Source organism: Edaphobacter paludis (assembly GCF_039993895.1).
In the GTDB taxonomy this organism is placed as follows: Bacteria; Acidobacteriota; Terriglobia; order Terriglobales; family Acidobacteriaceae; genus Edaphobacter; species Edaphobacter paludis.
In genome coordinates, this window is the sequence record NZ_CP121194.1 from 767582 (window position 1) to 781395 (window position 13814).

The 13814-nt window shown below is 58.1% G+C and carries 13 protein-coding genes; 10 read left to right on the forward strand and 3 right to left on the reverse strand.

The window, feature by feature from the left end:
• The first annotated feature begins 57 nt into the window (after positions 1-57).
• The 3 genes from rpsD to rplQ all read left to right on the forward strand — a co-directional run bounded on the left by rpsD (position 58) and on the right by rplQ (position 2512).
• The gene (gene rpsD / locus P4G45_RS02930; protein WP_348268189.1) at positions 58-690 is read left to right on the forward strand and encodes a 30S ribosomal protein S4; all 633 of its coding nucleotides are present in this window, start codon (positions 58-60) and stop codon (positions 688-690) included.
• Between the two features lie 148 nt (positions 691-838).
• Entirely contained in the window at positions 839-1936 is a 1098-nt protein-coding gene (locus P4G45_RS02935; protein ID WP_348268190.1) for a DNA-directed RNA polymerase subunit alpha, read from the forward strand.
• 96 nt (positions 1937-2032) lie between these two features.
• Positions 2033-2512 carry a 50S ribosomal protein L17 gene (rplQ, locus tag P4G45_RS02940; RefSeq protein ID WP_373694150.1) on the forward strand — a complete coding sequence of 160 codons (480 nt, stop codon included), beginning with the start codon at positions 2033-2035 and terminating at the stop codon, positions 2510-2512.
• 108 nt (positions 2513-2620) lie between these two features.
• Here the strand turns inward: rplQ and P4G45_RS02945 are convergent, their stop codons facing one another.
• Complete coding sequence (locus tag P4G45_RS02945) at positions 2621-4069, reverse strand: diguanylate cyclase (protein ID WP_348268191.1); 1449 nt, start codon at positions 4067-4069, stop codon at positions 2621-2623.
• Between the two features lie 237 nt (positions 4070-4306).
• On the opposite strand from P4G45_RS02945, the gene P4G45_RS02950 reads away from it, so the two are divergent.
• The 5 genes from P4G45_RS02950 (at position 4307) to P4G45_RS02970 (ending at position 9028) form a co-directional block, all read left to right on the forward strand.
• Positions 4307-4603 (forward strand): DUF503 domain-containing protein, encoded by a 297-nt coding sequence (locus tag P4G45_RS02950; protein ID WP_348268192.1) that lies wholly within the window; start codon positions 4307-4309, stop codon positions 4601-4603.
• Positions 4604-4687: 84 nt separating this feature from the next.
• Positions 4688-5074 (forward strand): 30S ribosome-binding factor RbfA, encoded by a 387-nt coding sequence (gene rbfA / locus P4G45_RS02955; protein WP_348268193.1) that lies wholly within the window; start codon positions 4688-4690, stop codon positions 5072-5074.
• Entirely contained in the window at positions 5071-6066 is a 996-nt protein-coding gene (locus P4G45_RS02960; RefSeq protein WP_348268194.1) for a bifunctional oligoribonuclease/PAP phosphatase NrnA, read from the forward strand. The genes rbfA and P4G45_RS02960 overlap by 4 nt, the downstream gene beginning before the upstream one ends.
• 23 nt (positions 6067-6089) lie before the next feature.
• Entirely contained in the window at positions 6090-7916 is a 1827-nt protein-coding gene (locus tag P4G45_RS02965) for a glycosyltransferase family 39 protein (RefSeq protein ID WP_348268195.1), read from the forward strand.
• Positions 7917-8068: 152 nt separating this feature from the next.
• Positions 8069-9028, forward strand: coding sequence for an N-acetyltransferase (locus P4G45_RS02970; protein WP_348268196.1), 960 nt, complete (start codon positions 8069-8071; stop codon positions 9026-9028).
• 2 nt (positions 9029-9030) lie between these two features.
• Here the strand turns inward: P4G45_RS02970 and P4G45_RS02975 are convergent, their stop codons facing one another.
• The gene (locus P4G45_RS02975; protein ID WP_348268197.1) at positions 9031-9537 is read right to left on the reverse strand and encodes a VanZ family protein; all 507 of its coding nucleotides are present in this window, start codon (positions 9535-9537) and stop codon (positions 9031-9033) included.
• 239 nt (positions 9538-9776) lie between these two features.
• Positions 9777-11303, reverse strand: a complete 1527-nt coding sequence (gene guaB, locus P4G45_RS02980) for an IMP dehydrogenase (protein ID WP_348268198.1) — start codon at positions 11301-11303, stop codon at positions 9777-9779.
• A gap of 237 nt (positions 11304-11540) precedes the next feature.
• Here guaB and rimP point away from each other — a divergent pair, with 237 nt between their 5' ends.
• Complete coding sequence (gene rimP / locus P4G45_RS02985; RefSeq protein ID WP_348268199.1) at positions 11541-12113, forward strand: ribosome maturation factor RimP; 573 nt, start codon at positions 11541-11543, stop codon at positions 12111-12113.
• Between the two features lie 70 nt (positions 12114-12183).
• Complete coding sequence (nusA, locus tag P4G45_RS02990) at positions 12184-13779, forward strand: transcription termination factor NusA (RefSeq protein WP_348268200.1); 1596 nt, start codon at positions 12184-12186, stop codon at positions 13777-13779.
• The last annotated feature ends 35 nt before the right edge of the window (positions 13780-13814 follow it).

Below are 13814 nucleotides of genomic sequence, written 5' to 3' on the forward strand. Positions count from 1 at the left end.
CTGAAGCGCAGCCAGCGTGTAAAGCGATCGACAACCGAATTCAGGAGATAGAAAGAAATGGCACGTTATACAGGACCCGTCTGCCGCCTCTGCCGCCGCGACGGCACCAAGCTCTTCCTCAAGGGAGCCAAGTGCTTCTCAGAAAAGTGCCCCGTCGAGAAGCGCAACTTTCCTCCCGGCCAGCATGGCCAGTCCAAGAAGCAGAAGAAGGTTGTAGGCTACGGTCTCCAGCTTCGCGAGAAGCAGAAGGCAAAGCGCATCTACTTCACGCTCGAGACCCAGTTCCGCGCGTACTACAAGAAGGCCTCCAACCGCACCGGCGTCACCGGCGAACTCCTGCTTCAACAGCTTGAGACCCGCCTCGACAACGTGACCTACCGCCTCGGCTTTGCGATGAGCCGTCGTCAGGCCCGCCAGCTAGTACGTCACGGCCACATTCAGGTCAACGGTCGCAAGGTCAACATCCCGTCCTTCCAGTGCAAGGTCGGCGACGAGATCGCGATCCGCGAAGGTTCCAAGGCTCTTATCATTCTCGAAGAGTCGAAGAACTTTGCCAGCGGTCAACATGCCGTCCAGTGGCTTGATATTAACCGCGACAATCTCTCCGGCAAGGTCCTCGCTCTGCCGAAGCGCGAAGATGTCAATCTGCCCGTCAACGAGCAGCTCATCGTCGAACTCTACAGCAAGTAACCGTAGCTGTTACAGAAATTTGGGCACCCCACGTCCTGAGCATCGGGCGTGGGTTTCTCCCACAGTAGTCCCTACAACTTAACCGCAACCGAACCACCCGCCGGTCCGCAAAATGCATCGCGGCCAGGACGGATAAAGGAGATCACCCATGCTTTGGAGAGGATTCCAAAAACCCAAGCGTCTTGCCGTCGAGAACGAAACCCTTACCGAAAAGTACGGAAAATTCTCGGCCCAGCCATTTGAGCGCGGCTTCGGCACGACCATCGGCAACGCACTTCGCCGGACGCTGCTTTCGTCCATTGAAGGCGCCGCCGTCACCGCCGTTCGCATCGAAGGCGTATTGCACGAGTTCCAGTCCATCACCGGCATCGTCGAAGACGCGACCGACATTATCCTGAACCTGAAGCAGATTCCCTTCAAGCTCAACGGCGAAGGTCCCAAGGCCCTCTACCTCCGCGCCGACCAGGCCGGCGTAGTCACCTCGGGTTCCATCGAGGCCGACGGCGACGTCGAAATTCTCGACAAGAACGTCTACATCTGCACCATCTCCGAAGGTGGCAAGATCGACATGGAGATGCGCCTCAAGCGCGGCCGTGGCTACATATCTGCCGATAAGAACTTCGATAGCGACCTCGGTCTCGGCTTCATTCCCGTCGATTCCGTCCACTCGCCTGTCCGCAAGGTCAACTACCTCGTCGAGGCCGCCCGCCTCGGCCAGATCACCGACTACGACAAGCTCACCGTCGAGATCTGGACCAACGGCACCGTTCTTCCTGCAGATGCACTCGGCCTCTCGGCCAAGCTGCTTAAAGACCACATGACCATCTTCATCAACTTCGAAGAAGAGCTCGAAGCCGGTCACGACAGCCTGCACGATGGCCCCGCGCTGCAAAACGACAATCTCAACCGTTCTGTCGAAGAGCTCGAGCTCTCCGTCCGCAGCTACAACTGCCTGAAGAACGCCAACATCATCACCATCGGCGAGCTCATCCAGAAGACCGAAGCCGAGATGCTCAAGACCAAGAACTTTGGTCGCAAGTCCCTGAACGAGATCAAAGAGATCCTCGCGCAGATGGGCCTCTCACTGGGCATGAAGATCGACGAGCACGGCAACCCGCAGCCTGGACCAACATCCGTGCTGCCCGCAGCCACTCTCGCCGCCAGCTTAGGCAACTTCGACGACGACGATGAGGACGAAGACGAAGATGACGACTTCGAACTCCCCGCCGAGCCAGAAAACTTCTAACAGCACCATTCACAGCGGAGGGATCAGTTGATTCTGATTCCTCCGCGTTCAATAGCAGTTCCGACTCACGGCTAAAGCCCAGTCGAAGGAGATCAAATGCGCCACCGTAATGCAGGATTCAAACTAGGCCGCAACACCAGCCATCGTCGCGCCATGCTGCGCAACCTCGTCACCTCTATCATTCTGATGGATCGTGTCGAGACCACCATCACCAAGTGCAAGGCCACCCGTCCTCTCGTCGAGAAGATGATTACCCTCGGCAAGCGCGGAGATGTCCACGCCCGTCGCCAGGCTGCCGCCTACCTGATGACGCCCGAATCCGTCGATCGTCTCTTCGCGGTGGTCGCACCCCGTTACGGAGCCCGTAACGGCGGTTATCTCCGCATCATTCGCAGCGGAGCTCGCAAAGGTGATGCTGCAGAGATGGCATTCATCGAACTCCTCGGCGCCGAGCACGAGCTGAACGAGAAAGCTCAGAAGCGTGCCGAAGCTCGTACCAAAAAACGTGAGGAACTCGCCAAGCAGATGGAAGAGCGCGGTCCCGGCGAAGCTCCGGACCCCAACGCAGAGCCATAAACAATCGTCATGAAAATTGAAGGCGCACCCCGCAAGGGTGCGCCTTTCTTTTGCGTTCCAAGCTATTTGCTCCCCAGCACATCGACTGCAGCATATCTCGCCCGCATGTCAGCCGTTATGCGCTACCACGCGATTCTTTCCCGCCCGTTTGGCCGCATACAGGGCTTCATCGGCCATTTCTACCAACTGAAAACCGTCCATCGACGAATCGTTCAGTGCCGCCATGCCAATGCTAATTGTCAACGGCGCATTGTCCCATCTCTCGCTCGCCACCCTTTCCATCACCCGCCGGGCCAGTCCCAGGGCGCTTTCCTGGCCGCTCTCGGGCAGCAACACGGCAAACTCCTCGCCGCCATATCTTGCAGGCAAGTCAGGCAGCCGCACTGTCGTCTGCAGGATCCTTCCCAGCCGGCGCAATACCTCGTCACCCGCGGCATGACCCCAGCGGTCATTCACCTTTTTGAAGTCGTCCACATCGAGCAGTAATACCGCAAGCTCCCGCTTCCGCCGTCGCGCCATGGAAAACTCCATTACCAGCCGTTCCTCAAAGGCGCGGCGGTTCCGCAGCCCTGTCAGTTCATCGGTCACTGCCAGTTTGCGCAACCGGTTGTTGGCCTCTTCCAGCTCTCGGTGATAGCGTTCCAGCTCAGCCATATGCGCCACCTCTTCAGAGACGTCGACAGCTACTCCTGCCAGCAGTATGTTTCCCGCCGAATCGTAGCAGGGAAATTTGAATGAGCGCAGTGAACGGATCTCACCATTTGCGCCACGAATCTGTTCCTCGCTCTCCAGTATCTGGTCTCCAACCATCACTTCGAGATTGCGAAGACGGTCCGACGCAGTAGGGTTTCGCTGCAACAACTGCTCATCCGTGCGGCCCAGCCAGGCATATTCGCTGACGCCGAAGCGTTGCGCGAAGCTTCGGTTATAGAACAGCAGTCGGCCCGCCGAGTCTTTGATGTAGCTCATAAATGGGCTGGCATTCATAAACGCGCGAAACAACTCCTCACTGGCCCGCAGCCCCGCAGCGGACTCTTCCTTCTCTTTCAATGCCTGTTCCAGTGCGGTCCGTTGCAGCAGGAGTTCCAGCCGGGCGCTCACTTGTCTTCCCAGCACTTCCAGCGTATGCCCCTGTTCTTCGGTCAGCAGCCGAGGCACAGTGTCCATCACTGCCAATGTTCCCAGTAATTGCCCACTCCCCGTCTGCAAGGGAACGCCGGCGAAAAACCTCAGTCCAGGGTCGTCCGTCACCAAGGGATTGGTAGCAAACCGGGGATCGGTAAATGAATCCGTCACGACAAACAATCCGTGCTGCCGTATCACATAGGAACAAAATGCCGATTCCCGCGGGGTCTGCCGTCGCTTCAGCCAATCGGTCGATCGAAACCATTGAAGCCGATCATTCAGCAGCGTCACCAGTCCCAGTGGGGTCCCGCAGATTCCCGCAGCCAGATTCACCAGCTCGTCACATTCCTGCTCGGGCTGGGAATCCAATAGCTCTTGCGTCCAAATCTCTTTGAGACTGGGATCTTCGTTCTCCGCTAACTGTGTGCTCATCAATCACCGTGGGATCAAAGTTAGGATATCCGCCCCGGCGACCCTGATGCCACAGACTTTTCGTAAGCTTACGAGAGTAACCTTCATTTCATTTGATGTAAGTTACCTGAGTTCGAATCGAGCCCAGCCCAGTTTTTTCGTGTCTCTTTCAGTGTTAATTCGATCGGAACTCACTAGAATAGAAGTAACAGCAGGTTTGCCTTCCTCAGGCCCGAGGGAAGGAGAAGCCCCAGCCACATGCCGATCGCTAGACTTACTATCGAACTGGAGATTCCTCATGCGCAATCGCTGAAGGATCGTCGCCAAGTCGTACGTTCCCTCAAGGACAAGCTGCGTCACGCCTTCAATCTTTCGATCGCCGAACTTGACGACGGAATCGTCTGGAACCGCGCCACCCTGGGCATTGCAGCCATCTCGTCCTCGGCCAGCTACCTGACCGGCCAAATTCAAATGATTGATGCCGCGGTACTTCGCCTGGCCACCGGCCTGAGCGCCGAAATTACGGACTCCTATGCCGAAATTCTTCCCGAATAGCTGCCAAATCCAGTCTCCGAACAATGGAGTTAGGTCAAACGCGTGAACCTTTGATATCCTCAACCGTTCACCCTGTAGAAACATATGCCCGAGCAACGAGCCAGAACGTACCACCGAAACCGAGTAGCGAATACTTTCTCCGAAGAGATAGGCGCAATGCTCGAAGGCGAGCTATCTGATCCGCGTATTGCGCCGAGCTACGTCACTGACGTAGTTCTTGCGCCCGGCGGCAAATCCGCTCGTGTCTTCATCGCTGTTCAGGGTACCGAAGAGGAAGAGGACTCCACTCTCGAAGCCCTGACCACGGCTCGCGCCTACATCCGCACGCAACTGCGTGACCGGATGGGTGTTCGCCACGTCCCTGAGCTTAGCTTTGCGATTGACCGCTCCGAAAAAATGACTGGTCGCATGGACGAGCTTCTGAACCGCATGCGCAAACGGGAAAAGAAGGCGGCCCCATCCAAACCATGATGCAAGCACCGACTTACGAACTAACTCACGAAGCCCGGATTGAGGCGCTGCTCGATGCCTTCCGCTCCAGCCCCCGCTTCATCCTCACGTCGCACTCGCGGCCCGACGGCGACGCTCTCGGCTCCGTCCTTGCGCTGGCCGAGATCCTCGACCAGATGGGCTGCCAGACCGACGTCGTCTTCGCCGATCCCGTCCCGCTCATCTATCGCACCCTGCCCAACGTGGAACGCGTTCACCACACTCCCTCCGCAGCCGACATCGCCGACCACAGCATCCCAGCCATTCTGCTTGAGTGTGACGGTATAGCCCGCACCGGCCTGCTCGGTCTGGATGAAGATCGCCCACTGATCAACATCGATCACCACGCCAGCGGACGACACTTCGCCGGAGTCAACTGGATTGACGAGCACGCCTGCGCGGTCGGAGCCATGGTCTACCGCCTCGCCATCGCCGCGAAGGTCGAGATCACGCCCAGCATGGCCACCTGTCTTTACACCGCTATCATGTCCGACACCGGGGCCTTCACCTACTCCAGCACTAACGCCGACACCTTCGCCCTGGTCCACGATCTCGCTCTCCATGGAGCGAACCCCGGCAAGATCGCCCGCGACGTTTATTTCTCGAACTCCATCAGTAAAATTCGTCTCCTTGGCGCGGCACTCTCCAATCTTCAGTGCGAAGGCAAGGTTGCCTGGTCCTGGGTCACGAGCAACGACATGCTACTCACCGGAGCGGACGCAGAAGACTGCGAAGGTGTCGTCAACTACCTCATCAGCATCGCCGGTATCGAATCCGCGGTCTTCCTTCGCGAAGTGCCGGATGTGAACGAGTTCCGTCTCAGCATTCGCAGCAAAGGCAAGATCGATGTCGCCCGCATTGCCGAATCCCTCGGCGGCGGCGGCCATCGCAGCGCCAGCGGATGCACTCTCGCCGGGCCGCTTGATGCGGCCAAGGAACGCATTCTCACCCAGCTCCGCACGGGACTCTGTTAGCCTTGTCTCGTTTACCTGACCCAATGAATGACTTGCAACAACCCGCCGCATCCGGCGCATGGAAAGAGCGCGCACCCATCGCCTGGGTCCGCGGCATATGGAATGGCTTCGCTGCCGAGTCGCCGCAGGAGTTTCTTGTTCTCTGCGTCGTCACCGGTTTCCTTCTCCTTTACGGCCTGGTACCGCTCATCGGTGGCGACCAGCTTGGCCTCGTCGGCGCGGACGAACCCCGCTATGCCCAGGTCGCCCGCGAGATGCTCGCCCAGCACAACCAGATCTGCAACCAGTACAACGCAGAGATAGTGCCGCGTAGTCTGACTGCCAACGCCATCGACGGCTCCTTTCACTGCCTCATCGGCGGAACTATCACGCCAATTCTCTACGGCAAGCCGTGGCTCGAAAAGCCAGCCCTCTACTACTGGCGCGCCATGAGCTTCTTCAAGGAGTTCGGTGTCTCCGACTGGTCGGCTCGCCTGCCATCATCCTCCGGAGCCTTCGCGCTCTTCGTTCTGATCTTTCTCCATATGCGGCGCTTCCGCCCTGGAGGCCACCTCAACGCCGCTCTCATTACCGCCTCCAGCCTTGCCATCTTCGCCTTCGCCCGAGGTGCGTCCACCGATATGCAGTTGGCAGCGCCCTTCTGTATCGGAATGCTCGGTTGGTATGCCTGGTACGAGACCGGCAAAAAGTTCTGGCTCTTCGACCTATACTTTTTCGGGGCCGCCGCTACGCTTGCCAAAGGCCCCGTAGCGCCCTTCCTCGCGCTCGTGATCATCCTTCTCTTCGCCGGTCTCCGGCGCGAGTGGTCTCTTCTTCGCCGTACGATCTGGTTGCCGGGCATCCTGCTCTACATGGTGATGGTGCTGCCCTGGTACCTCGCCGTGCAGTGGAAGAATCCAACTTTTTACCGTCTCTTCTTCCTCGAACACAATCTTGAACGCTTCGCCACGAACCGCTACCAGCATCACCAGCCCTTCTGGTTTTACCTGGCTGTATTGATCCTTGGCCTCATGCCGTGGACGATCCTCGCCCTCCGTGCTCTGGTCGATTCCATCGACGTCTCCATCGCCGAGTGGAAGGTACGCCATAACCCCCAGCGTTATCTCGGCCACTCCCGCGCCGGCGATGCCTTCCCTGAGTTCCTCGTCCTCTGGGCGCTCTTTCCCATCGTCTTCTTCTCCTTCTCCGGCTCCAAACTGCCCGGTTATATTCTGCCCTCCATCCCCCCGCTCACTATCCTCACGGCCGACTATCTCCACCGTAACCGCCGGGACGGTTTGCCTCGATGGCTCCTCTGGTCGCATGCTGCCGTCTGTGCCATCCTCGTCTTCGTTCTCATCCTTGCGCCCCAGCACATGAAGTACGAGACGCTCATTCCCTCGGCTCAATGGCTTCTGATTGCCGGGGGCTCTGCCCTCGCCGTTGGCGGCTCGGTATTCTTCATCATCCGTCGCTGGGGGGTTCCGCAGCTTGTCAACGCGACCTTCATTCCGATCGTGGTGGCGCTCGTCTTCCTCCTCGGATTCCATGGCCGTGACCTCGATCTCAACTACTCGGCCCGGCCTCTTGCTCGCGAGATTCAACGCGTAGCCCCTGGTGAAAAGGTGCTGGCGGTCGACCAGGTCCGCCGTGATCTCGACTACGGCCTCGCCTTCTACCGAAACAGCCCCACAATTCATTACACGCCGGAAGACTGCCCGGCCAGTGTCCCTGCCGAGGAGCATCTACTGGTCATCCCGACCCGCGACACGGAAGAGTTGAGCCGCTGCCTCACAGGCCGCGTGTACAAGCCTCTTTTCCTCTACGACACCCAGGGCCTGGCGGTCTACAAGGTTTACGCGCGCCAATAAAATCCTCCAGCGGGGGGGCCGTTTAAGCGGGTATTATCGCTGCAATCGGGGTCAAGTCTTGATAGACACTCCATTGAGGGAACGTCCGAAGAACTCAGATCTCCCTACCTCCATAAATTTCCTATAAGCTCGACAAAAGCATTCAACGACCCATGCCAGTCGCAACTCAACTCGAGATCCTAGACCTCCGGCACTTCTCCGCACGACAACTGCGGCCGCTGCTCGAGTCCGAGGCAGAAGTCTGGGAGCAGCGTCTTCGCTGGAACTACCGTGGCTCTACAGAACTCCTCCTGCAGTATCTCGATTCCCGCATCCTGCCCGGCTTCGTCGCGCTCGACCGCGGCCGCGTCTGCGGCTTCACCTTCTGCGTCTACGAAGGCAACAAGGCTGTCGTAGGCGATGCCTATGCCGTAGCCGGCGATCAGGAGCAGGCCCTCCACATCACCCACACCCTCCTGCAGCACCTGCTCGACCTTCTTCTGCACTCTCCTGGCATCAACCGCATCGAGGCGCAGCTTCTCCTCTACAACGCAGGTTCGGTGGATCAGAGTTTCAAGGAAACCGGCTTCACCCTGTACCCGCGCCTGTTCATGGAGTATGACTTTGCGCCGTCTGCCGATAAAGATGCGCTTCCGCACAACATAGAGATCTGCCGCTGGTCACCCGACCACTATCAGCCCGCCGCCGAGTTGATCCACGAGGCCTACACCGGCCACATCGATTCGCTCATCAATGATCAGTACTGCTCACTCCACGGCTCGCTTCGTTTCCTGCACAACATCGTGCGCTTTCCCGGCTGCGGCATCTTCGACGCCACGAACTCATGGATACTCCGCGACACCCGCACAGGCGCGCTCGTCGGTATGGTTCTCTGTTCCCGCGTGGCCGACGATGTTGCCCACATCACTCAGCTATGCATCTCCAACAACTGGCGTGGCCATCATCTTGGACGAACGCTTCTGCGCCACTGCATGGCGCAGTTATCTCAATCTGATTTCAAGGCAATAACTCTCACCGTTACCGAAGCCAACCATCAAGCCGTGAAGCTCTATGAAGCCCTCGGCTTTCGCACCCGTCATCGCTTCGAAGCCATGGTGCTCAACAAAGCCTGAGCCTACCCAACCATGCGGGTACGCCGCCACGCCAGAACCTTCAGCAAAACCAGATTGAATAGAAACGCTCCAAGGGTGTCGAGCAGAACGTCATACCGGCTGCTAACCCGCCCCGCCAGAAACTGCTGATGCCACTCATCGAGGCTCGCCACCAGAAATGTACTTAGCACCGCCAGCGCCATGGCCGCACCGCGCAGGCCACTCCGTGTCCCCATCCATCGCCGTCGCAGGCTCGCATACCATCCCCTGCGGAACAGCAGGCCCAGCGTTCCATACCCGGCAAAGTGGCCCACCTTCCGCAGCACAATATTCGCCGTTGCAACCGCCGATCCATCGACGCTTCCCCAGATCGAATTACACAGGTCCGTCAACCATCGCCCTGTATTCGCTCCCCGCATCATGGCAGTCGATTCCACCGAAATTACCACCAATCCAAAGATCGCTGGCAGCCACGCCATGGGCAGCGTAGGTCCGGTCGACCCCAACTGCGTAGTCTGCAAATCTCTCATAAAAAATAAATCCTCGCGATCCATGGCTTGGCCACTACTATTTGATTCGCCAAGCCGTCCATCGCTCCATCATTTATCCCCACACAGATAACACAGGGCTTACCGCATGGATTTGCGATAAGCCCTGTGTCTGCGCACTCAAACTGGTGTGGAAAGTCGTTGCCAGTGGTTAATCGGTGCGAATCGGTACTAGCATTTGCCGTTGTCGGCTAGTCCTGAGCCCCGGAGCTGGTTTTCCCTTACTCCACATGATAGTTCGGGGCTTCCCGGGTAATGATCACGTCATGCACATGGCTTTCGCGCAGCCCGGCGTTCGAGATCCGTATAAACCGTGCATTCGTCTGCAACTCCCCAATGGTCGAGCATCCCAGATATCCCATGCCCGACCGCAATCCACCCACTAACTGATAAACCATCGCCTCCAGCGGCCCACGATGGGGCACACGGCCTTCAATCCCTTCCGGGACGAACTTGCCCAACCGGTTCGATGAGGAGCCCTCACGCGCCGTCAGTGACGGCCTCTCCGCGCTCGACGCCTCGTCGATATCTTCCTTGCCCTGAAAATACCGCTCGCCCGAGCCCTGGGACATCGCCGACAGCGAACCCATTCCGCGATACGCCTTAAACGATCGCCCCTGGTACAAAATCGTCTCGCCCGGGCTCTCATCCACTCCGGCAAACAGCGAGCCAATCATCACCACGCTCGCTCCTGCGGCAATCGCCTTGGCCACATCGCCCGAGTACTTGATACCGCCATCCGCAATCACCGGAATCCCATGCTGACTGGCCGCGCGGTACGCCTCCGAGATGGCCGTGATCTGCGGCATCCCCGCACCCGTCACCATACGCGTTGTGCAGATCGATCCCGGCCCAATCCCAACCTTGATAGCATCCGCGCCAGCATTAATGAGTGCCATGGCACCTTCATAAGTCGCGATATTGCCCGCCATCAGATCGACGTCAGGGAAGCGTTTCTTCACCTCGGCAACCGCTTCCAGAACTCGCGAAGAGTGACCATGCGCGGAATCAATCGCCAGAGCATCCACCCGAGCCGCCACCAACTCTGCAGCCCGTTCCAGGAAATCTCCCGTAGCGCCAATCGCTCCCGCAACCCGAAGCCGACCCTGGCTGTCCTTCGAGGCGTTGGGATACTTCAACTTCTTTTGAATGTCTTTGACCGTAATCAGGCCCTTCAGCTCATAATCGTCGTTGACGACCAGCAGCTTCTCGACCCGGTGCTGATGCAGAATATGTTCTGCCTCTTCGAGCGTCGTGCCCACCGGAACCGTGATCAGGTTCGTCTTCGTCATTACCGAGTCGATGGTCAGATCGGTGCGCGACACAAAACGCAGGTCGCGGTTAGTCAAGATGCCGACCAGCTTTTTATTCTTGGTCACCGGCACACCCGAGATCTTGTACCGGCGCATCACCTCCAGCGCCGCCGCAATCGTCTGCTCCGGGTCGATGGTCACGGGATCGACGATCATCCCGCTCTCTGACCGCTTGACCTTGTCGATCTCGCCCGCCTGCTGTTCGATGCTCAGGTTGCGGTGGACGACGCCCAGCCCCCCCTGTTGCGCCATGGCAATCGCCAGCCGCGACTCGGTGACCGTATCCATCGCCGCCGATACCAGAGGCGTGTTCAGGCTGATGTTCTTGGTCAGTTGCGTCTGCGTGCTTACCTGGGTTGGAATGATGTCGCTATAGGCAGGAACGAGGAGGACGTCATCGAAGGTGAGGGCCTCAGGAATCGGGGAAGTGATCATGAATACTCTCGATTGTAGAGTCGCCACAGGGACAGAGCAAATTAGGCCGACATTTTTGACCGAAAGCGCACCGAAAAGGCCCACCATTGAAATCCCCAAACAGTCGATGTATCATCGGAATTGACGATTTTGTTCCGTTGTTCGAACAGCCGTGACCGCACCGGCAAATTGACGGAAGAGATGAGTGGGTGAGAACCCACTTTTTATTTGCTTTAAAAACGATCATGTATCAACGCTATGTCGCTGAAATTAGACACAATCCGAGCTACCGCGCAACGCGTCGCAGCGTCTCACAACCTCGACCTCGTCGACATCGAGTTCCAGGGTGGAGGCAAGTTCCGCACCCTTCGCATCTTCATTGAAAAGAATGCAGTGGAGCGCGCGAAACTGGCCGAAACGGCGAATCCCGACGAACTGCCCAAGGGAGTTCCCGTTGAGATGCTCTCCGGAGTGACTCACGAGGATTGCGCGCAGTTTGCGCAGGACTTCAGCAACATCCTCGATGTCGAAGACCTGATTCCCGGAGCCGAATACACGCTCGAGGTCTCTTCGCCCGGCTTGGAACGAAAGCTGGCCAGCTCCGAGGATTTCACCAGATTTCAAGGAAATCTGGTGAAGATTCAGACTTTTACGCCGATCAACAATAACCGGCAATGGCAGGGCCGGCTCACGAAATTCACAGACAACATCGCGACCGTCGACCTTTCTGCCATCAAGCAAAAAGGCAAAGCCAAGAAGGCCGTAACCGAACAGACCGTTGATATTCCGTTGGCAAATATCGAAAAAGCAAACCTTGTAGCGGAGATCTAAAATACCCGCATCAAAGCAACAATAAGCAGCAAAAGGCCCGCGATTCAGGGCAGTGAAGGACAAGTGACCGATGGCAAGTGTTTTGTATCAATCAATTGAGACGTTAAGCCGGGACAAGGGAATCGAGCCCGAAGTCGTTGTAGGCGCAGTCGAAGACGCCATCGCCCTCGCCACCCGCAAATACTACAAAACGCAGGAGAACATGCGCGCGGAGATGGACCGCGAGACGGGCGAAATCCGTGCGTATGTTTACAAGACCGTTGTAGAGACGCCCGAGCAGGTGGAAGACGAGGTCAATCAGATGACCCTCGAACAGGCCCGCGAACTTGCTCCTGAGGTCGAAGTAGGTGGCGAGCTCCGCTTCTATAAGGACACCACGCCCCTCGGCCGCATCGCCGCGCAGATGGCCAAGCAGGTCATCTTCCAGAAGGTCCGCGAGGCCGAACGCGACACTGTCTTCAACGAGTACAACCACCGCGCCGGTGAAGTCCTGAACGCCACGGTGAAGCGTCTTGAGCCGATGGACGTCATCTTCGATCTCGGCAAGGCCGAGGCCCGCATGCCCAAGCGCGAGCAGTCCCGCCTGGAGCAGTTCGCCGTGGGCGAGCGCGTTCGTGTGGTGTTGCTCCGCGTTGACCGCGCCGCCAAGGGCCCGCAGGTCATCGTCTCCCGCGCCGCGCCGGCATTGGTGCAGAACTTGTTCCAGTCTGAGGTCCCCGAGATCTACGACGGCACGGTCAGCATTCGGGCCATTGCGCGTGAGGCTGGTGAGCGCACCAAGATCGCTGTCATGAGCCGAGATAAAGACGTCGACCCGGTCGGTGCCTGCGTCGGCATGAAGGGCATGCGCGTACAGTCGATCATTCGCGAGCTGCGCGGCGAAAAGATTGACATCATCGAGTTCTCCGAAGAGATCACCACGTTTGCCGAAAAGGCGCTGCAACCCGCAAAGGTCAGCCGCGTCTCGATCACTGATCTTGCCGAGAAGCAGATCGAGGTCATCGTCGACGACACCCAGCTCTCACTCGCCATTGGCAAGAAGGGCCAGAACGTTCGCCTCGCCGCCAAGCTATTGCAATGGAAGATCGATATCAAGAGCGAAGAGGAGAAGCGTCAGGAGGTCGAGCAGCAGATGCAGGCCATGTCCGGCGGCCCGACGACTGCGATCGAGCAGGTCACCGAGCTTGGCGACGCTGTACTCGAGAAGCTCATCGCCGCAGGTATCACCACGGTCGAAGCGTTGGCCGACATGACTCCCGAGCAGCTTGAAGAGGTTCCGGGCATCGGCGAAAAGACCGTGGAGAAGATTTCTGTAGCAGTTCGCCACTACTTCGGCCAGTATGAAGAAGGCGAGGAGCGCCCTGCTGTTCAAGCTCCCGCAGTCGAAGCGGCATCTGAGAGCGAAGAGCCGCAAGGAGACACCATGACTAAGACCCCGGAAGCACTTCTTGTTGAAGCAGCCGAAACCGGCACCGCTGAAGAGGTGGACGATATCTCTGCGGAAGAGATTGCCGAAGCCGAAGATGAAGTAACCGACGCATTCAGTGACGCGGATGCGCGCGAAGAGCAGATTGAGTCAGACAACGACACCGTAGATTCCCTGGTGAATGAGAGCCAGGAGATCTCCGACGAAGGCATCGATAACGATGGACATGATCGTGGCTAGCCGGACCGGCCATGCAACGCATTCTTCGCTGAACC